We start from the raw sequence: 16,369 nt of genomic DNA on the forward strand, positions 1-16,369 counted from the left end.
TTTTATTGGATTTACGCCATCTGGCAGCATAGATGAGAGAAGTAGAGGCTCACCATGTTACACTGAGAAATATGGATTGGAATGATTTGATATAGAATGATAAATACCATGCATTATATTTTACAGAACCTATCATATATTTTTTATTACGTAGAACCGTCCGAAAAACTCCCACTGACTGATGTTTCGTTTTATGTTATAATTAGTACCAGATAATAATACTAACTTCTAATTATTTTGGAGGGATTCGATGATTGGAACAAGAATGACTGCGATCGGAAGCTATGTACCTGAGAAGAAATTAACGAATTTCGATCTGGAAGAAATGGTGGAGACAACAAATGATTGGATTGTACAGAGAACTGGAATTCACGAACGAAGAATAGCGCGTTCAGATGAATTTACGAGTGATTTATGTGTAGCTGCTGTGGAAGATTTAATGCGAAGATATAATAAAACAGTGGAAGATGTCGATATGATTATTGTAGCAACCAGCACGCCGGATTTTCCTTACCCGTCTGTTGCAAGCATTATACAGAATCGGCTGAAAATCAAGCAGGCAGGGGCCATTGACTTAGGTGCAGCGTGTGCGGGGTTTGTCTATGGTCTGCATACGGCGAATAGTTTAATCCGTTCCGGCCTTCATAAGAAGGTGCTTGTGATTGGAGCAGAAACGCTCTCAAAAGTAACGGATTATACCGACAGAAGCACCTGTATTTTATTCGGTGATGCTGCCAGTGCAGTGTTAGTGGAAAAAGATGAGGACGCAGAAGATTTTATCGGCTTCCATTTGGGCAGCGATGGTAGCGGCGCACAGTATGTATATCAAACCAGCTTAGCTAACAAGGTGAATGATGTAGAGCTAATTGACACAAAATATCTTGTCCAAAACGGGAGAGAAGTTTTTAAATGGGTAGTAAGGAAGGTGCCGAAAAGCATTGAACAGCTTTTAGAGAAAACGGAAGCCGGCTTAGATGAGGTAGATTGGTTTATTCCGCATAGTGCCAACCTGAGATTGATTGAACCGATTTGTGAAAAAATAGGACACCCGATCGAAAAAACACTTTATAGCCTTGAGAAATTTGGGAACACTTCAGCAGCAACCATTCCTTTGGCACTGGACCTTGGTGTTCGGAATGGAAAAGTGCAGAATGGAGATAAAGCGCTTCTGTACGGCTTCGGTTCCGGCTTGGTGCATGCAGGGCAACTGTTAAAAATAAATTTTGATGAGGAAGTTAATACGCCGAGACCATTATAATTAAATATGTATAGGAGAGGATTTTCGTAATGCATTTATGTACGAAAGTCCTCTTATTTTTAATAAAATCATGGCGATACAATCCGTCAAATTCTAAAAATAGTTAGAGTAGCATTTATTATATATAACTGGCTGTATGATACGCCATTATAAGAATAAAAAAGATAGCCCTTTTGATTGTTTATTTTTTACAAAGAATTTTTAGTTGAAGAAAAATCCATACTGTTTATGATAAAATCAAAATGAAATATAAATTATAAAATACTTAAAAAGTGAGGATACACAATGATTGCAAAGACAGAAGAAGACTTTCAAGGTCTAAAAGAAATCGGTAAAATTTGTGGAGCCATTCGAAATGAATTAGTCCGATATACAAAACCTGGAATCACAACGAAAGAGCTGGATGAAATAGCAGGCGAGATGTTTGAAAAAGAAGGAGCACAATCTGCACCAAAAGGAGAATATGATTTCCCTGGATATACATGCATCAGCGTAAATGAAGAAGTAGCCCACGGTATTCCGGGGAAACGGATTATTCAGGAAGGCGACCTTGTTAATATTGATGTGTCAGGCTCGAAAAACGGTTATTTTGCCGATACTGGAATTTCCTTTGTAGTCGGAAATGGAGAGGAAATCCTGCAGAAAATATGTGACGTTGCTAAAGAAGCATTTGATGCTGGTCTGAAAAAGGCAAAGCCGGGTGCGAAAAAAAGCGGTCTTGGAAAAGCGGTGCACAATGCAGCCAAGCAAAATGATTTAACTGTTATAACAAACCTTACGGGGCATGGCGTTGGCCGATCTATTCATGAAGCACCGGACCATATTTTCAATTACTACTCCCGCTGGGATGATGAAATTTTAAAAGATGGTATGGTTATTGCTTTTGAACCGTTTATCTCTACACTGGAAGAGGAAGTTTACCAATCGGATGACGGGTGGACTTTCCTGACGGATGAAAGCTTTGTAGCGCAATATGAGCATACGATTATTCTGACGAAGGAAGGACCGATTATTACTACATTGTAAGTATGTTTTTAATGTTTTAAACCAGATTGTTTAAGTAGCCATTTTGTTTTTGAGCTTAGTTATCTCCATCGTTATTTAAAGACTATAGATTTTCATTCCATTAAAGGGCGGTATGGCATAATAAAGGCCATTACCGCCCTTTAATAAATTCGATCTAGAAACAGAATTAAATTACTGCCCATCCATAGGAAAATCGCAATTTGAGTCAGGACATAAACGGTTCGCTCCATGGCTGTTAATTTTCTTTCCTTTTTGATTTTTTTAAAATGAAAATAATAATAAACGGCGCATATCAAGAGGATTGCTCCAGATAATTGGGATATGTTTTCTAATAAGCCTGCCAATAAGATCCCCCTTTTTCCTTTGTTAGGTCATTCGATTATGGAATTGTCAAAACCTGCTTTCTGGGGTTATTGTATCAAAATTTCCAAACTACAAAAAGCGTGCGAAATACAGCGGCTGTTAGTTATGATTTTATAAATAATTTACATGTCCGTTAGACTGCATCATTCGGACGGACACGTTAAATAAGTAAAGTAAAGGACACTTGACGTCAAGTGACCTTTACTTTAGCATTAATCATGAAGGGGCTGAAATCGATTGAAAAATAATATGGTGGAATTCAGACGAAAATTTGATTATTCTCAGGAAAAACTTGCTGAGCTGCTTGGCGTTTCAAGACAAACCGTTATTTCAATTGAAAAGGGAAAATACAACCCATCACTTCCTTTAGCCATGATTATTGCCGAACTTTTTCAAACTAATGTAGAGAATGTTTTTATTTTAGAGGAAGAAGATTATAAAAAATAAATGAGCAGGAGGGATATCGTGAATAAAGATGCAAGCCGGGGGCTATTTTTTAATTTTAGGTTTTTTTCAGGCAGGTATGTTTGGTTTTATTGTATTTGCAGCGGTGATGGCAAATGCATTTCCGCCAACTTCCACCTATATCATGCCATCATTAGGTATTATGGCTTTTTGCATGAGTTATCTTTATCCGCAATTCAAACAAAAAGATGAACGAATGAAGTTAATTAGGCAAAAGGGGCTGGAGTATGCTTATTTCGCCTTATTAGTTTATTTTATGATCCTAATGATTATTCTGCAGTTTAATCTCTTAACACTATCTGCATTAGACGTGCTCTATATTCTGACAGCATTAACCATTTGTACGGTCTTTATTTGCATGGTCATCGCTGCGAAAAAGTATTAATATTTTCTAGTTTGATGAAATAATCGATAATACATATGGACAGAAAAATATCAGAAAGAATGGAATCATATGAAATCATGTCCGTCTATTACTGTGATTTCTCTCATATACAAAGGAGTTTTTCATTATGAGTCAGGAAGAATTAATCCAACAATCCAATGCACCGCAAACGCGCAGCTCGCTTGCGAATGACTTCAGAAAGCTGGGCTTATATGAAGGAATGACGGTAATCGTCCATTCCTCCATGAGATCATTAGGATGGGTCTGTGGTGGCCCAGTAGCTATTATTCATGCTTTACAGGACGTGATAACTTCAAAAGGGACGATTATCATGCCAGCTCATAGTGGTGACATATCGGATCCAAGAGAGTGGAGTAATCCGGCAATTCCAGAAGAATGGATTCCTGAAGTAATGAAGGAATTACCGCCGTTTGATCCCGATGTAACACCGACCTTTGGAATGGGGACTATACCAGAGGCATTCCGAACATACCCCAATGTTAGGCGCAGTTATCATCCTGCACTCTCTTTTTCTGTATGGGGAAAGAACAGGGGTGAAATCGCAAGTAATCACTCATTAGATAATGGATTGGGAGATAAATCTCCGCTTGCTTATATATATCGTAACAAAGGCTATGTGTTGATGCTTGGAACGGATTATGGAACCAACACCTCCATGCATTATGGAGAACATAAAGCTGCAGGAATAAAAGAAGTTCATAAAATGAGTCCGATTTTAGAAAACGGTCAGAGGGTATGGAAAGAGTATAAAGAGCTCGATTATGATGAGGAAAAGTTCCCCGCAATCGGAGAAAAGTTTGAAAAGGAATTTGCCATTTGGGAAGGCTATGTTGGAGAAGCGCGCTCAAAGCTGATTTATCAGCCTGATTTAGTTGATTTTACAGGAAAAAATATAAAATAAAGAAACAGGATAACATGTAAGAATGATAAAAATGTTATCCTGTTTTTGTTTTTAAAAAAGCTTTCACTTATTTTAAATGGATTACGAGTGACCCAATTCCACTTAACACCAAATACAACATAACTGCTGCCCACAGATAAGTGATTGAAATCACTTCCATTCCCTTTATGGAAAGAATAATGAGACCTATAATGATGATTCCTAAATAAATATGCGGGGAAATAGCATAGAATTTTTTAATGTTATTCAGGGTTCTTTCGTCTATCGAAGGCGTTTTATCTTTTTTCGTTTTAACAATGATTATATTGATGATGATTATAATAAATAATCCGGCAAGCAATCCGAGAAGCCCGGAGAAATCAAATTGACCAGTAAATAAATAGATAATGGTCTTCACGAGCAGCGAAGTAATAAAACCAATGCTCCCAACGACCGTCCAAACCCAAGGTTGTAAATGCTTATTCATGATTTGTCGTCCTCCTTTAAAATGAAAATTTCTTCAATCGGAAGTTCAAAGTACTTAACAATTTTTAGAGCGAGTTCTAAGCTTGGATTGTATTTATTTTTTTCAATTGCCGTCATCGTTTGCCGCGATACTTGTAAATCCTCTGCTAATTTCAATTGCTTAATGCCTCTTTGTTTTCTTATTTCTTTGATGTTGTTTTGTACAGGCATTCGCTCGCCACCTTTATAAAATGTAAATATACCTTTACATAATTTATAACATGAACTTGTAATTATGTAAATATATCTTTACATAAATATAAATGAATTACTTAAAAATTCGTATTAAAGGCCAGGGATATAAATTTTAAACAATATTATTCTCTTAGCGACTGGGTGAGAATTTTTGCATCTATGATTTCACCAATATCCTGCCTTTTTTTAATGAATAAAAAAACATAATATAATCTATTAACCCTTCTTATAAAAACTATAAAAAATTCAATAAATGTTCAAACAATTTTGATTTATACAAACGATTATAAGTTATAATAAAGATATAGAAAGAGAGGAGGGTATAAATTGAGGCCGAAAACATTAAATTTTGAACAATTGGTCGATTTAAACAGACAAGAATTATTAAACGATGAAAAAAGAATTTCCCAAATTGAAGAGAAGTTAGAGAAGAAACAAGAAGCTTTTCCAGGCTATAAAAAAAGCTAACCACTTTAGTAAGAGCCGCTTACTAAAGTGGTTTTTTAATGCCTAAAAAAGGATTATATAGAAGTTGATTAGCAGTAATTAGTCAGCGATATCCGATAAGCCTCAAGGCCTATCCATAAATATTCCTCAGGTTCATTCTTATACGTTCGTTGGCACGGTAAGATAGAATTAAAAAGAAAGAAGGCCAAAGGAAATAATGATGAAAACGAAAAGGAAAGTTAGACTTTGGAGGATTTTAAGGAATATATTATTGATTACCGTTGCTGCGTTTGTCATGTGGTTTCTTTTTAATAATATCATGACTGCATTTGGGCAAAAAACGTATCCGCCAATCGGAGAATTTGTTGAAGTGGATGGGAAGGATATGCATATTTATATAAAAGGGGAAGGAGATAATACGATTGTTTTAATGAGTGGACTAGGAACCGCCGCTCCAGCCTTAGATTTTGAACCGTTGTTAAATGAATTAGCAAAGGAAAATAAAGTAGTCGTGGTCGAGGGATTTGGTTATGGCTGGAGTGAATTAACCGAAAAAGAACGAACAGTGGAAAATATTGTTGAAGAATTAAGAACCGCTCTAAAGCAATCGGGTATCCATGGTCCATATATATTGATGCCCCATTCCGTTTCAGGAATATACGGCATGTATTTTGCTAATGTGTATCCAGAAGAGGTCAAAGCTGTCATAGGCATCGACCCGACTTTACCAGAGGCGTTAGCGTACTTTGATGAAGCTGCCCCAGCAATGCCTGGATATATGAGCTATTTAGCACCTTCCGGATTGGCAAGGTTAGCAACATATATTAGCTCTGAAGACTTCCTGCCGCTTGCTGCCGACGGTACATATTCTGAAGATAATTTAAAAATGACCAAGGCTATTTCGGCTTGGAAAATAAATAACAAAAATGTTGTTGCCGAAGCCAATGAAATAGCCAATAATATTGAGAAAACGGCAGAGATGACATTTCCGGCGAATATGCCTGTTTTACTCTTTACTCCAAAAGAAGATCAGGAAACCGCGGATGGTAAAAATATGCTGACTTTTTTTGAAACACAGGTAACGGATTTCTCTGCCAGTAAAATTGTTACCTTGGAGGGGCATCATTATCTGCATTGGACGCGTTATAAGGAAATAAGTGAAGAAGTTCGTGCATTTATTGGTTTAATTTCTGATGAAAAATAATAGCTTATAGTATTTGTAAACGTTAGTGTCCTTGTTGAAATTGAAAGGATGCAATGATAATCGAAACAGGGTAAAACCGTGTTAGGAGCAAATAGAAGAGTGAATGGAATTGGGAGAAGCGGTATGATTTTCAGAATATGTATTTTAAAAATGATACAAATAATTAATCTGATTATGATACAAATGCTTCTAGTTTTTATATAAAGCCTGCAGAGAAATAATTCCATTTTCTCTGCAGGCTTTATTATTGGATGGAAGTGATGAAGGTAAAGGAATTCATATGGCTCATGATTATAAGAAAACACGTTCACTAACAGAAATAAATGAGTTTAAAATGGGGGTTAGTTTCTTATCTTTATGCCAGGAGATAAAGTGATATATTTCACGATTCTTTTCTTCAGGCAGCCTGACCATTTTTAATTCTCCTTTTTCAATTTCTTGTTTTACAACTCCATAAGGCAAAAGAGCAATTCCGAGATTTGTTTTCACGCAATTTTTTAATGTTTCTATGTTAGTGATTTCAAACGTTGCATGGAAGTTTATTTTTTTACTTGAAAGGGTTCTCTCTAATAAATTTCTGTAAGAACACCCTTTTTCGGTAAGGATAATGGTTTCTTCGGTTAAATCTTGTAAATTAGCGTTAGTAATTTGTGAAATAGTATTGTCTGGAGAAGCAACTAAAACCAACCTTTCTGATGCCAGTTTTGAAATCTCCAAGTTATCCCCGCCACGTTCTATTTCTTCACCGAGCATAAATGCAAAATCTATTTCACCAGAATGTAATTGTGCCTGAATTTCAGAGAATTTATGAAGCGGTTTAACAATCACTCCTATATTAGGAAATAGCATTTTTAATTCTTTTAGCACTTCAGGCAGTTTATAAGTACATTGACTTTCGGTTGCTCCAACTGTGATAGTGCTTTTCATATTTTTATCAAAATGGATTTCTTCAATAGCTGAATGATATTGGGAAATAATCGTATCACTATAACTTTTGAATTTTTCTCCAAATGAAGTTAATACCAATTTATTTCCTAGTCTATCGAATAAATTAACCCCTAATTCAGCCTCTAAACTTTTGATTTGAGAAGTAACACTGGACTGAGCATAGTTTAAGATTTCAGCGCTCTTCGTGAAATTTAACGTTTCACTTGCAACCTGAAACGTTGATAGCTGCTTTATATCCATTTATTTTCGCTCCAATCGATATTTCCGATGGAAACTATCGGATTTTTAATCTGGTTTATACAAATATCTTATCATACAATAATGTTGCTCACAAAAAAGTGGAAAAACCAATAACTGGAGGGAATTATGATGGATTTAAATGGTTTAGCATATTAGAACGAAATTGAAATGATAAAGAATATATCTTTGGCAGTGAAAGATGACTATTTTCAGAAAAAAATAAGGAGCTGTAAGTAAATGGATACACAAAAAATTGTTGCATTTGTAGAGCCTAGTTTCTACGGAGTCGATTTTGTAGAGAGGGCTTACCAAAAAGGATGTACAGTTATTGCTATAGGGTCTTCGAAGGATAACCCTAAAATATATGGATATGAAAATTATTTTCATGACTTTTTAATTGCTGATATTAGAAATCCAAAATTAATTTATAACGCCATCAAAGACTCCATCTATGATGAGAAAATAGATGCGTTGATTCCTGCAACTGATTATGCTTCACATTATACTGCTGAAGTAGCGGAATGGCTGGACTTGCCGACTGTTCCCTCAGTTGCTGCATATACCGCTCGTAATAAAGATTCAGCGCGTATTGTGTATAAAAAGTACAACGTTCCCAGCGCTCGATTTGCCAAAGTATCAAGCTTGGAAGAAGCATGTGAATCTGCACAATCTATTGGCTATCCAGTCGTACTGAAACCAACAAATTGTGCGAGTAGCCAGGGAGTATTTTTTATCAATAATAAAGAAGCAATGGTTCAAGCATTTCATAAGTTAAGAGAATTTAAAAAGACCTATATGGGATTTGACGTTAGCAGAGACTATCTGGTGGAAGAATATTTAGAGGGGCCAGAGTTTAGTGTTGAGTTCTTTCTAAAAGACAAAGAGATTATTTTTTCATCCGTTACGGAGAAGGAAACATCAGATTTACCATTTTTTGTAGAAACATCCCATACCGTCCCTGCCTCCGTACATTTTAATAGACAAGAAGAGCTTGTCGAGGTGGGTTCTAAAGCTGTACGAGCCATAGGGATTGATAACGGGCCAAGCCATGTGGAATTAAAATTAACGAATTCTGGACCAAAAATTATCGAAGTAAATGGAAGACCCGGCGGAGATCAGATTTCTTCTCAGCTTCTTGTGAATACTTACGGTTGGGATATTTTTGAAGAGACCGTAAACTTCTATTTGGGCTTACCTATAAATGAATATTTTCCATTTAAAAAAGCAACGTCGATAGCTTATTTAACTGCTCCGAAAAATGGAATAATCTCAAACATAAGTGGTATAGAACATCTTAAAACGAATCCATCTGTTATTAAATATGGAGTAAGCATTCGGTCGGGATCTGCTGTAAAAGTTCCTGAAAGTTCGGATGATAGACTGGGGTACGTTATTACAACTAGTAGTAATTCTAAGGATGCAAAAAATAAAGCGACAGAATTGATTAACTTAATCCATTTAGATTATGCATAGCTTATTTTTGAAATTACCTTGTTGATTCTATTATTCGCTGGATAGTTTTTCTAATATTTTGTGAATATTAATTTTATGTTAATTAAGAATTAAAAGCCTCGTATCATGGTGAGATTAAATTGATTGTCGAGGGAAGCTTTTGAATTATCCATTTTACGTCATAGGATATTCAAGATAATAACAGTAAAAGGACGAGGCGATAAGATGTCAATTTTAAAAAATAAAAATTTTTTATTCTTTTTTCTTGCAGATATTATGTCAGGATTTGGAGTAGGAATGAGTACAATTGGAGCAAATTGGTATCTATTAGATGAAACTGGTTCGTCTGGAGCAGTAGGTGTGATGTTAGCACTGAATGTCATAGCTGGTTTTCTTGTTTCACCATTGACCGGTATTCTTACAGATAAATTTAATCGAAAAGTAGTTATCCAAATAACATTTATTTTAAGAGCGGTTGCTATTGGGATACTTACAGTTGCTTTTCTATTAGACGGATTTTCTATAGGGTATATCTATTTATTTTCCATTGTTAACGGTATCGGATGGAGTATTTATATGTCTGCATCTCGTAGTCTTATTCAAGAATTGCTGTCAGGGGAGCAATTATCAAAAGGGAATTCGTTAGTCGAGATTAGTTTACAAGTTGGAATGTTTATGGCAGGTGCAGCTTCTGGTTTTATCTATCGATTTGCTGGATTTGAAGCTATTCTGCTAATCAATTCTTTAATGTTTGTCATTTGTAGTTTATTTATGATTTTTGTTAAATATGAGTCAAGTTTGATAGATAAAGATGAAGGTTATCTTCAATCTTTTAAAAAAGGAATTGAATACTTATATTCTCATAAATTAACTTTTCTTCTAGGGTTAGTAGCAGCGATTCCTTTAGTAGTTACCATGGTTTTTAATGTTGTTTTACCAGAGTATGTTAGTAAAACGTTAAATGCTGATTCGGTGGTCTTTGGATTTTCTGATATGGCTTATGGAATTGGCGGTTTGATTTCCGGATTTATTGCAGCGCCATTTGCGAGAAATATTACAAAAAATAAAGCTGTCAACGTAATCTTTGCGTTATCTATTATGACGTTACTAGGTCTATCTTTTAATTCTATTGTTTTCGTTATTTTCCTAGGTAGTTTCATCATTGGTTTTTCAAATTCTTCGATAAGAATTATTATGAATACCATGCTTATGGAAATTGTTCCTAAATCACTAATGGGCAGAGCGATGTCTGTTTGGATGGGAATTGCGCTATTTCTTCAGGCTGTATTTGCAAGTGTCCTTGGATTATTAATCGATATTTTTTCTCCAAGTATAGGATTTATTTGTATGGGAGGATTAATGTTGTTTGGTTTAGTTTTACATTACTTTGTTACGAAGAGTAAAAATAAGAAGAATAACAGGTACGAGGTGGTTTAAATGAAAATTGGAGTTATCTACGGAAGTACGAGATATCAAGGGAATACGGAATGGTTAACAGAAGAAGTTATTAAGAACCTACCAGCAGTAACAAAAATTGATTTGAAAAAATATCAGTTTAACGATATTACCGATCAGAGACACGAAAGAAATGGATTCTTACCAGTGGAAGATGAATATGGCCAAATAATCGATCTAATCATTGACTGTGAAGTTTTAATTTTTGCAACGCCTATTTATTGGTTTGGAATGACCAGTGTGATGAAAAGATTCATTGATCGCTGGTCGCAGACAGTTAGAGATGAAAACTATCCCAATTTTAATCAACAAATGAATCGTAAACAAGCTTATATTATTGCGGTTGGAGGAGATAATCCTTTGGTTAAAGGAATGCCTTTAATACAACAATTCGCTTACATCTGTGATTTCATTGGATTGGAGTATAAGGGATATTTAATAGGCGAGGGAAATAAACCTCTAGATATATTGAAAGATGAAACTGCTATAAAAGAGGCTCATACGTTAGGGGAAAGATTAAAAAAAGAGGGGGGAGTACAGGAATGAATAAAGCTTCGCACTATGGATGTAAGCAGTAGAAAGAGTAACTATAGAAAATAAACAAAACGCTGTGAATAATAATTTGGTTAAGGGAAACCTGCAGATTTCTGTAGATTTCCCTTAGTTATTTGAAAAGGTTTTTAATAGAAGTGGTGTACAAAGCAATTTGAGATCGCATTTCCTCTTGGAAAGCAATGTAATTATTCGGTGGAACTATCGTGATAGAGTAATAGAGTTGAGTGTTAAAATACTAGTTTATAATAATGAAAACGTTCACATATCGGGCAACAAGAAAAAGATAAACTGTTACGGGAAACTGCCTATAACGGTTTATCTTTTAATCACAAATTTAATATCACTTTTAAAAAAGTTCACAGATTTTTTGATGCTATTTTAATTGTTATATGAAAGGCCACAGATAATTGACGGAAACAAAAAATAAAGAGATTGTTTCATTTCTTACTTTAGAAAATAAAATAGTCTATCCCTTTGCTGTTCCAGACACACTTTCTTTTTCAGACCAGGAAGAACTTTTAACAATTTTAGATAAAACAGCAAATGATACAAATATTATTAGAGAAGCAGGGAACAAACAGGAAAATAGAGGTTGGGTAGGAATTATTCCCTTTTGATAGTATAATGAACGTGATAGATTAGTATTTGTACAGGAAGTGTATATGATGAATAAAACAGGATTTAGAACTGAAAAAGATTCTTTAGGCCAAAAAACGATTTCTCAGGATGCTTATTATGGCGTTCAAACGGTACGTGCTCTTGAGAACTTTCCCATCACGGAAATCCCAGTTCATAAAGAGCTGATTCTCGCGCTTGCCGAGGTGAAAAAGGCAGCGGCACTAGCCAATATGCATACTGGAATGCTGCCAGAATCTATTGGGGGAGCAATTGTAAGCGCTGCCGAAGAAGTGATGGAAGGAAAACTATTGGATCAGTTTGTCGTGGATTCCATTCAGGGAGGAGCAGGCACCTCCATTAATATGAACATGAATGAGGTGCTGGCCAACCGTGCTTTGGAAATATTGGGAAAAGAAAAAGGCGACTATAATTTCTGTTCGCCTAATACCCATGTCAACATGTCCCAGTCCACCAATGATACGATACCAACGGCATTAAAAATAGCTTCCTATCGCATGGCTCAGGAATTGATAGCGACCTTGAAGCGATTGGAAAAAGAACTGGTGAAGAAAGAAGCAGAATTTCAGAATGTGCTAAAAATGGGACGAACTCACCTTCAGGATGCTGTACCAATCCTGTTAGGTCAGGAATTCAGCGCTTATTCGGAAGTGGTTAGCAGGGATATTAATAGAATTACGCAGGCAGCAGAGGCAATGCTGACGGTCAATATTGGTGCAACAGCTGTTGGGACAGGACTTAATGCCAAACCCGAGTACATGGAAAAGGCGGTAACACAACTATCTAAACAGCTTGGTGTAAAGCTTCATTCAGCGAAAAATTTAGTGGATGGCACACAAAATACAGATGCTTATACGGCACTTTCAGCGGCATTGAAAGTGTTGGCAATGAATATGTCCAAAATTTGTAATGATTTGCGTTTGATGGTATCCGGACCAATGACAGGCTTTCAGGAAATCATTCTTCCTGCAAAGCAGCCGGGTTCTTCCATTATGCCTGGGAAAGTAAATCCGGTCATGATTGAAGTGGTCAACCAGGTTGCTTTTCAAGTTGCAGGCAATGACCAGTCGATTTGTATGGCATCTGAAGCCGGGCAATTTGAATTAAACGTGATGGGGCCTGTTATTATTTTTAATTTGCTGCAGTCTCTTAAAATAATGGATAATGGCTTAGATGTATTTACAAGCTATGCAGTAAGCGGTATAGAAGCAAATGTAGAGAGATGCCGTGAGTATGTGGAAGAGAGTTATGGCATTATCACCGCATTGAATCCACATTTAGGATATGAAACAGCTGCCAAGGTAGTTAAGCAGGCATTTGAAACAGGGCTGACTATCAAAGAAATCTGCAAGGCGCACGACCTTTTATCAGAGAAGGAACTGGATACGATTCTGGATCCAAAAGAGATGACAACACCTGGAATTGCCGGGAATGAGTTTCTGATGAAAAAATGAATATCAAAAAGGTAACTGATTTCTTGCTTAAAGAACGCAGTTACCTTTTGATTATCACTTCCTTCCAAAAGAAGCGCTCCTCACTAAATAACTAGTTAGGATTATACCGGTGAGAGTAGTTCACTGTGAAGACCTATCCTTCTAATCGAAAAGCCAATTTCCCCAATTTCACACTATACTTTTTGTTTTTTTAGGGAAAAGTGTATAGCTGAAACTTATTACAAAATCGATGATTACAATAAGAGACCAGAGCAGCATAATACGCATTAATGATTCAGTCTGAGCATAATTGTTAATATAGAGAGTGATGATTATTAATATCCCGCCGCCGATGAACAAGGAGAGCAAATGCCGGTACCATCCTTCACGTTCTTTTCTGGCATGCGCTTTCCCGTACTTTATTTTTACCGGCTTATCACCGTTTCCGAATCGATAATTAAAATGGCCGTCTGCCCATTGAATCATCCGGTGGCCAAAGGCTATACTTACACCAATATAAACCGCGGCTATTCCATGTATCGTAGTAGCAACAGCGCCATTTTTTAAATCAATGACCGTTACAATAAGCAATATGAGATCTACAACAGGCGTACAAATCAACAGGAAGGTACCTAGTTTCTTCTTTTTCCATACATATCTGGAACATAATCCAGCTAAAACAAACACCCAAAATCCAATTTCACAAGCTATAATCAGCCAACCAATCAAATGAAACACATCCTTTTTATTAATTTAGTACAACTGTATTAAATTAATAAAAAGGATGATTGTTTATTTAATACAAGTGTGCTAAAATAAAAATATGCCAAAAAAAGTAGATCATCAAAAACGTAAAATTCAAATTGCAGAAACGACATGGAAAGTTATTGTAGAAGAGGGGATTGAACATGCAACCGTCAGAAAAATAGCGCAAGCTTCAGGTTTATCAGTTGGTGCTGTCAGACATTATTTTGCAACGCAGTCGGAATTGCTGCACTTTTCCATGGAGCTTGTATCTGATCGGGTTATTCAAAGAGCGAAAGCAAGGAAATTTTCAAAAGACAGGGATCCGTTAGAGCTTGTGACAGAGGGTGTAAGTGAAGTACTGCCTGTCGATGAAGAACGAAAAATAGAAATGGAGGTATGGTTAGCTTTTTCAGCAAAAGTTCTGGTCGATAAAACACTTCGGGAGCTAAGTGATAAAGTCTATGGTGACATGCATGAAGGATTTAAAAATGTTGTTCACGCATTGCAATTATTAGATATAGCAAAAGATGGACTTGACATAGAGATGGAGGTTAACAGGCTTCATGCTATCGTCGATGGGATGGCGATGCATCACTTATTAAATCCAGAGCAGTTTACACATGAAGAAATGATGGAGACTTTAAAGTATCACCTCCATTCTCTTATAAAGTAATCTAAAGGCATCTAGCAGAAAGAAAATCGTAATTTTCAAATGTATAATCCAGTATTTCTTCTGCTACAATTTCATCCTCCTCTCTTTCTTCTAAAGAAAAGTTGTTAGAAAATATAGTAATGATTAAGATAAAAAGAAGAATTCCTGAAAATATAATTATTCTTTTCTTTTTCATATGAAGGTTCCTTTCGTATTTTTCTCTTCATATAAATAATAGCAGAGGGGAAATAGAGTGTCTAAGCCATATTTTCTGATAATATAGTATTAGTAGTCTGAGAGGGAGGTAAGGTTATGTTAAATGATCCATGGTTTACCGTTCGAAAAATAGATGAAAAAACATATGCCATTAGTGAGCTTGGTCATTGGGAAAAAGTGCATTCATTTTTGCTTATCGGAGACAAAAAAGCAGCTTTAATTGATACTGGCTTAGGTATTGATAATATCAAGCGAATCACAGATCAGCTGACGCCTCTGCCCATTGATGTTATCACGACGCATGTACATTCCGATCATATTGGAAGTCATGGAGAATATGACCGGATATTTGTTCATGAAGCGGAAAGAGATTGGCTTGTTCATGGCATTGTAGGGTTGTCATTAGAACAAATAAGACAAAATACAGCAAGGGATATTACGATTCCTGTGCCAGAAAGCTTTGACCCGAATACATATAAACCCTTCCAGGGTGAGCCAACTGGAATTTTAAAAGACGGTGATAGGGTGGAGCTGGGGAACAGAACATTAATTATCTACCATACTCCCGGCCATTCTCCAGGTCATATTGTGATTTTTGATGAAGAGACCGGATATTTATTTACAGGGGACTTGCTATATGATGAAACTCCAATCTATGCTTTTTATCCGACAACCAATCCGGCAGACTTAGTAAATTCGTTAGAGAGGCTCACGCAAATAAATCATGTCTCCATGATTTATGGAGCGCATAATACATTGGGACTTCTTCCTGAAATTTTAGATGAAGTTAAAAATGCAGTGGAGTATTTACGGAAGCATGATTTTGTGCGATTTGGCACGGGAGTTCATACTTTTCATGGGTTTCGTGTGCAGTTTTAACTTCGAATATCATTAAGAGGGAAGGGAAATTCAATAGCTGAATCAAGGAGTGTAAAAAATGAATGTAACTGAATTTCAACAATGGGTAAATAGTTATTACCAACATAGAGGCTGGTCGGAATTAGATATTTTCATCCGGATCGGTTTTTTAGCAGAGGAAACAGGAGAAGTAGCAAGAGCCATAAGAGCACTGGAGATTGGCAGGGACAGACCGGATGAGATAACGGAATCAATTGCCGAAAATAGAGATGCTTTAGTAGAGGAATTAGGAGATGTACTGGGGAATGTTATCGTTATCGCCAATAAATATAATATCTCTTTGGAGGAAGTATTTCAGTCTCATAAAGAGAAGCTCTTAGAGCGTTATTCTGCGGACGGATAATATCG

Annotated in this window: 21 protein-coding genes; 15 read left to right on the plus strand and 6 right to left on the minus strand. The window is 36.1% G+C overall.

Going from position 1 to position 16,369, the window contains the following annotated elements; genetic code table 11:
• Nucleotides 1–250: 250 nt before the first annotated feature.
• Together MKY45_RS09700 and map are read left to right on the plus strand one after the other, a co-directional pair.
• Nucleotides 251–1,258 carry a ketoacyl-ACP synthase III gene (locus tag MKY45_RS09700; protein WP_341172869.1) on the plus strand — a complete coding sequence of 336 codons (1,008 nt, stop codon included), beginning with the start codon at nt 251–253 and terminating at the stop codon, nt 1,256–1,258.
• Nucleotides 1,259–1,543: 285 nt separating this feature from the next.
• Nucleotides 1,544–2,284 carry a type I methionyl aminopeptidase gene (gene map / locus MKY45_RS09705; RefSeq protein ID WP_193064553.1) on the plus strand — a complete coding sequence of 247 codons (741 nt, stop codon included), beginning with the start codon at nt 1,544–1,546 and terminating at the stop codon, nt 2,282–2,284.
• 140 nt (nt 2,285–2,424) lie between these two features.
• Here map and MKY45_RS09710 read toward each other — a convergent pair whose 3' ends face one another.
• Complete coding sequence (locus MKY45_RS09710) at nt 2,425–2,628, minus strand: hypothetical protein (RefSeq protein ID WP_193064554.1); 204 nt, start codon at nt 2,626–2,628, stop codon at nt 2,425–2,427.
• A 256-nt stretch (nt 2,629–2,884) separates the two neighbouring features.
• Between MKY45_RS09710 and MKY45_RS09715 the strand changes: the two genes are divergently transcribed.
• The 3 genes from MKY45_RS09715 (at nt 2,885) to MKY45_RS09725 (ending at nt 4,419) form a co-directional block, all read left to right on the plus strand.
• Complete coding sequence (locus MKY45_RS09715) at nt 2,885–3,094, plus strand: helix-turn-helix transcriptional regulator (RefSeq protein WP_193064555.1); 210 nt, start codon at nt 2,885–2,887, stop codon at nt 3,092–3,094.
• Nucleotides 3,095–3,170: 76 nt separating this feature from the next.
• On the plus strand, nt 3,171–3,497 hold the full coding sequence (locus MKY45_RS09720; protein WP_226895045.1) for a permease: 327 nt from the start codon (nt 3,171–3,173) through the stop codon (nt 3,495–3,497).
• A 127-nt stretch (nt 3,498–3,624) separates the two neighbouring features.
• Nucleotides 3,625–4,419, plus strand: coding sequence for an aminoglycoside N(3)-acetyltransferase (locus MKY45_RS09725; RefSeq protein WP_289585227.1), 795 nt, complete (start codon nt 3,625–3,627; stop codon nt 4,417–4,419).
• A 67-nt stretch (nt 4,420–4,486) separates the two neighbouring features.
• Here MKY45_RS09725 and MKY45_RS09730 read toward each other — a convergent pair whose 3' ends face one another.
• Both MKY45_RS09730 and MKY45_RS09735 read right to left on the minus strand, forming a co-directional pair.
• Nucleotides 4,487–4,885 carry a hypothetical protein gene (locus MKY45_RS09730; RefSeq protein WP_193064558.1) on the minus strand — a complete coding sequence of 133 codons (399 nt, stop codon included), beginning with the start codon at nt 4,883–4,885 and terminating at the stop codon, nt 4,487–4,489.
• Entirely contained in the window at nt 4,882–5,094 is a 213-nt protein-coding gene (locus MKY45_RS09735; RefSeq protein ID WP_193064559.1) for a helix-turn-helix transcriptional regulator, read from the minus strand. Before MKY45_RS09735 ends, MKY45_RS09730 begins: the two co-directional genes overlap by 4 nt.
• 351 nt (nt 5,095–5,445) lie before the next feature.
• On the opposite strand from MKY45_RS09735, the gene MKY45_RS09740 reads away from it, so the two are divergent.
• Entirely contained in the window at nt 5,446–5,586 is a 141-nt protein-coding gene (locus tag MKY45_RS09740) for an FbpB family small basic protein (protein WP_256706057.1), read from the plus strand.
• Nucleotides 5,587–5,782: 196 nt separating this feature from the next.
• The gene (locus tag MKY45_RS09745; protein ID WP_319022566.1) at nt 5,783–6,769 is read left to right on the plus strand and encodes an alpha/beta fold hydrolase; all 987 of its coding nucleotides are present in this window, start codon (nt 5,783–5,785) and stop codon (nt 6,767–6,769) included.
• 291 nt (nt 6,770–7,060) lie between these two features.
• Here MKY45_RS09745 and MKY45_RS09750 read toward each other — a convergent pair whose 3' ends face one another.
• Nucleotides 7,061–7,957, minus strand: coding sequence for a LysR family transcriptional regulator (locus MKY45_RS09750; protein ID WP_341172870.1), 897 nt, complete (start codon nt 7,955–7,957; stop codon nt 7,061–7,063).
• 237 nt (nt 7,958–8,194) lie between these two features.
• Here MKY45_RS09750 and MKY45_RS09755 point away from each other — a divergent pair, with 237 nt between their 5' ends.
• The 5 genes from MKY45_RS09755 (at nt 8,195) to MKY45_RS09775 (ending at nt 13,509) form a co-directional block, all read left to right on the plus strand.
• Nucleotides 8,195–9,430 (plus strand): ATP-grasp domain-containing protein, encoded by a 1,236-nt coding sequence (locus tag MKY45_RS09755; protein ID WP_193064562.1) that lies wholly within the window; start codon nt 8,195–8,197, stop codon nt 9,428–9,430.
• Nucleotides 9,431–9,634: 204 nt separating this feature from the next.
• Entirely contained in the window at nt 9,635–10,846 is a 1,212-nt protein-coding gene (locus tag MKY45_RS09760) for an MFS transporter (protein WP_193064563.1), read from the plus strand.
• Nucleotides 10,847–11,410: a flavodoxin family protein gene (locus MKY45_RS09765; protein ID WP_193064564.1), complete on the plus strand. Its 564-nt coding sequence runs from the start codon at nt 10,847–10,849 to the stop codon at nt 11,408–11,410. It begins immediately after the preceding gene.
• 416 nt (nt 11,411–11,826) lie between these two features.
• Nucleotides 11,827–12,036 carry a hypothetical protein gene (locus tag MKY45_RS09770; protein ID WP_193064565.1) on the plus strand — a complete coding sequence of 70 codons (210 nt, stop codon included), beginning with the start codon at nt 11,827–11,829 and terminating at the stop codon, nt 12,034–12,036.
• Nucleotides 12,037–12,084: 48 nt separating this feature from the next.
• The gene (locus tag MKY45_RS09775) at nt 12,085–13,509 is read left to right on the plus strand and encodes an aspartate ammonia-lyase (protein ID WP_413465456.1); all 1,425 of its coding nucleotides are present in this window, start codon (nt 12,085–12,087) and stop codon (nt 13,507–13,509) included.
• A 168-nt stretch (nt 13,510–13,677) separates the two neighbouring features.
• Here MKY45_RS09775 and MKY45_RS09780 read toward each other — a convergent pair whose 3' ends face one another.
• Nucleotides 13,678–14,217 carry a 2TM domain-containing protein gene (locus MKY45_RS09780; RefSeq protein WP_193064567.1) on the minus strand — a complete coding sequence of 180 codons (540 nt, stop codon included), beginning with the start codon at nt 14,215–14,217 and terminating at the stop codon, nt 13,678–13,680.
• A gap of 94 nt (nt 14,218–14,311) precedes the next feature.
• Between MKY45_RS09780 and MKY45_RS09785 the strand changes: the two genes are divergently transcribed.
• The gene (locus MKY45_RS09785) at nt 14,312–14,908 is read left to right on the plus strand and encodes a TetR/AcrR family transcriptional regulator (RefSeq protein WP_193064568.1); all 597 of its coding nucleotides are present in this window, start codon (nt 14,312–14,314) and stop codon (nt 14,906–14,908) included.
• A 1-nt stretch (nt 14,909) separates the two neighbouring features.
• On the opposite strand, the gene MKY45_RS09790 is transcribed toward MKY45_RS09785, so the two are convergent.
• Complete coding sequence (locus MKY45_RS09790; protein WP_193064569.1) at nt 14,910–15,083, minus strand: hypothetical protein; 174 nt, start codon at nt 15,081–15,083, stop codon at nt 14,910–14,912.
• Between the two features lie 116 nt (nt 15,084–15,199).
• On the opposite strand from MKY45_RS09790, the gene MKY45_RS09795 reads away from it, so the two are divergent.
• Nucleotides 15,200–15,982 carry an MBL fold metallo-hydrolase gene (locus MKY45_RS09795; protein ID WP_256706073.1) on the plus strand — a complete coding sequence of 261 codons (783 nt, stop codon included), beginning with the start codon at nt 15,200–15,202 and terminating at the stop codon, nt 15,980–15,982.
• Between the two features lie 58 nt (nt 15,983–16,040).
• Nucleotides 16,041–16,364, plus strand: coding sequence for a MazG-like family protein (locus tag MKY45_RS09800; RefSeq protein WP_256706074.1), 324 nt, complete (start codon nt 16,041–16,043; stop codon nt 16,362–16,364).
• Nucleotides 16,365–16,369 lie beyond the last annotated feature (5 nt).

Source organism: Oceanobacillus sp. FSL K6-0251, assembly GCF_038004725.1.
In the GTDB taxonomy this organism is placed as follows: Bacteria; Bacillota; Bacilli; order Bacillales; family Amphibacillaceae; genus Oceanobacillus; species Oceanobacillus oncorhynchi.

Excerpts from the sequence above, each read along its gene's own strand:
- MKY45_RS09725 (WP_289585227.1), top strand. The coding sequence starts at position 3,625 with ATGAGTCAGGAAGAATTAATCCAACAATCCAATGCACCGCAAACGCGC.
- MKY45_RS09765 (WP_193064564.1), top strand. The coding sequence starts at position 10,847 with ATGAAAATTGGAGTTATCTACGGAAGTACGAGATATCAAGGGAATACG.
- MKY45_RS09750 (WP_341172870.1), bottom strand. The coding sequence starts at position 7,957 with ATGGATATAAAGCAGCTATCAACGTTTCAGGTTGCAAGTGAAACGTTA.
- MKY45_RS09795 (WP_256706073.1), top strand. The coding sequence starts at position 15,200 with ATGTTAAATGATCCATGGTTTACCGTTCGAAAAATAGATGAAAAAACA.
- MKY45_RS09745 (WP_319022566.1), top strand. The coding sequence starts at position 5,783 with ATGATGAAAACGAAAAGGAAAGTTAGACTTTGGAGGATTTTAAGGAAT.
- MKY45_RS09755 (WP_193064562.1), top strand. The coding sequence starts at position 8,195 with ATGGATACACAAAAAATTGTTGCATTTGTAGAGCCTAGTTTCTACGGA.
- MKY45_RS09800 (WP_256706074.1), top strand. The coding sequence starts at position 16,041 with ATGAATGTAACTGAATTTCAACAATGGGTAAATAGTTATTACCAACAT.
- MKY45_RS09775 (WP_413465456.1), top strand. The coding sequence starts at position 12,085 with ATGAATAAAACAGGATTTAGAACTGAAAAAGATTCTTTAGGCCAAAAA.
- MKY45_RS09700 (WP_341172869.1), top strand. The coding sequence starts at position 251 with ATGATTGGAACAAGAATGACTGCGATCGGAAGCTATGTACCTGAGAAG.
- MKY45_RS09730 (WP_193064558.1), bottom strand. The coding sequence starts at position 4,885 with ATGAATAAGCATTTACAACCTTGGGTTTGGACGGTCGTTGGGAGCATT.
- MKY45_RS09720 (WP_226895045.1), top strand. The coding sequence starts at position 3,171 with ATGTTTGGTTTTATTGTATTTGCAGCGGTGATGGCAAATGCATTTCCG.
- map (WP_193064553.1), top strand. The coding sequence starts at position 1,544 with ATGATTGCAAAGACAGAAGAAGACTTTCAAGGTCTAAAAGAAATCGGT.
- MKY45_RS09735 (WP_193064559.1), bottom strand. The coding sequence starts at position 5,094 with ATGCCTGTACAAAACAACATCAAAGAAATAAGAAAACAAAGAGGCATT.
- MKY45_RS09790 (WP_193064569.1), bottom strand. The coding sequence starts at position 15,083 with ATGAAAAAGAAAAGAATAATTATATTTTCAGGAATTCTTCTTTTTATC.
- MKY45_RS09785 (WP_193064568.1), top strand. The coding sequence starts at position 14,312 with ATGCCAAAAAAAGTAGATCATCAAAAACGTAAAATTCAAATTGCAGAA.
- MKY45_RS09760 (WP_193064563.1), top strand. The coding sequence starts at position 9,635 with ATGTCAATTTTAAAAAATAAAAATTTTTTATTCTTTTTTCTTGCAGAT.